The sequence below is a fragment of the Psychrobacillus sp. genome (assembly GCF_056205495.1).
Window position 1 is genome coordinate 1 of the sequence record NZ_JBAEAP010000648.1, and the last position, 1,502, is coordinate 1,502.

Here is a 1,502-nt window from a genome sequence, read left to right on the forward strand (position 1 = left end):
CTAGAAAAGTCTTTTATCATGAAGTGCCTATTGAAAAGAAGGATTTTATACTAGCGTTCTTGTTTATTTGTGTTTTAATACTTAGCTGTATTAGTAGTTTGTGGCTACCTTAAAAGAGGTGTCATCCGATATGGATGACACCTCTTTTTGAATGGACGTAACCCCACTCCATACTCTCTAAGATAATTTTTGATTCACTGTCTCTAAATACTCCTCATCCTCTATCAATTTAAATAGAAAGAAGTCTATATTTTTTTGCAACGTGAGGCTTTGTAACATCGATAAGTCATCTAACATAATGACCATCTCCATTCTCTCTCCGTTCTTTGTTTCCACATAAATCGTCTGGTTAAGAATGAAAGCTGTTGACCCACCTTTTTTACCTATGTGATGGAATTTTTGTTGATTACTTTCATGAACAAGTGGCCATTCCAATATATCCCTTAAAGTATTAGTGACACTTGGCGAAAATTCATTGTTTGACACACTTGAAAGGATATTCCCATAGGTGGCTGCAGTAGCTCCGATTAGTCGGTCAGACCAGATCCGTTGAATATCCATGGAAATCTTAGATGCATCTGTAACTGCAAATTGTTTGAATTTCAATTGTTGACTTACTTCGATTGCTAAAGAACGATATTCTTCCATAGACATTTCGTTAAGTCTATTCATTAAATCTTTATTGCTTAAATTCTCCTGCTCCTTTAGGTAGCTCGAGATAGCTAGTCCTCCAACAATAGGGTAAACCTCTTCATGGTTTTCTATGTTTAACTCTTCCATCCTATTATTGATTGCATCTAGACCCAGCAAATCCATAAGGTATTCGGTGTTAGCGTTTGAGCTAAACTTGATCATTCCTTTTGCTACTTCCTGTAGCGTTGGTTGTTCTGTTTCCAAGCTCTCTTTCCAAGCCTCATGGGCTCCCCCATCGGTTTGGGGAATATAATAAACATTTAGGTCATCTAAATCAATAATAGTAGCAGGATCTACTTTTCCTTCTTCTACCTGAAAGGCATATTCTAAAGCAACCATTATTTTCACAACACTTGCAAGTGGCCTAACTTCTTCATCGTTGTGACTAATGTGTACTTCACCCTCCTTTGCAAAATAGAGGGAGGTTGTTTCTGGATTTTCTATAAGATGCTCTAAGACTATGTCAGAATCCGTCTTTCCAAAGAGATCTCCTAATAGCCAATAAACCACTCCTCCTATGACAATAAACATACAAGCATAAATAACGATCATTTTTCTCGTATATGTTTTTTTATCTAATAATATTGCAAGTATAAATAGCACGGCAATTCCAATCCAAAGATTAAAGTTATAAAATATATGTGCGATTATAATTACCACTAAGGTGACCATCGTTATAACAATTCCAATAATGTCCCATTTACTAAGATTTTTTGCGCTCTTCAAGGGAAGAAGTGTAAAAAAAGCAAATATCCCAATACCAATCCACATATAAATGCACATCGTATCCTCCTAATACTTTCTTTTTA

The 1,502-nt window shown here is 35.6% G+C and carries 1 protein-coding gene; it reads right to left on the reverse strand.

Annotated features, from left to right (window positions below; all coding sequences use genetic code 11):
• Positions 1 to 177: 177 nt before the first annotated feature.
• Positions 178 to 1,476, reverse strand: coding sequence for a serine hydrolase (locus tag AC06OU_RS18675; protein WP_475857712.1), 1,299 nt, complete (start codon positions 1,474 to 1,476; stop codon positions 178 to 180).
• Positions 1,477 to 1,502 lie beyond the last annotated feature (26 nt).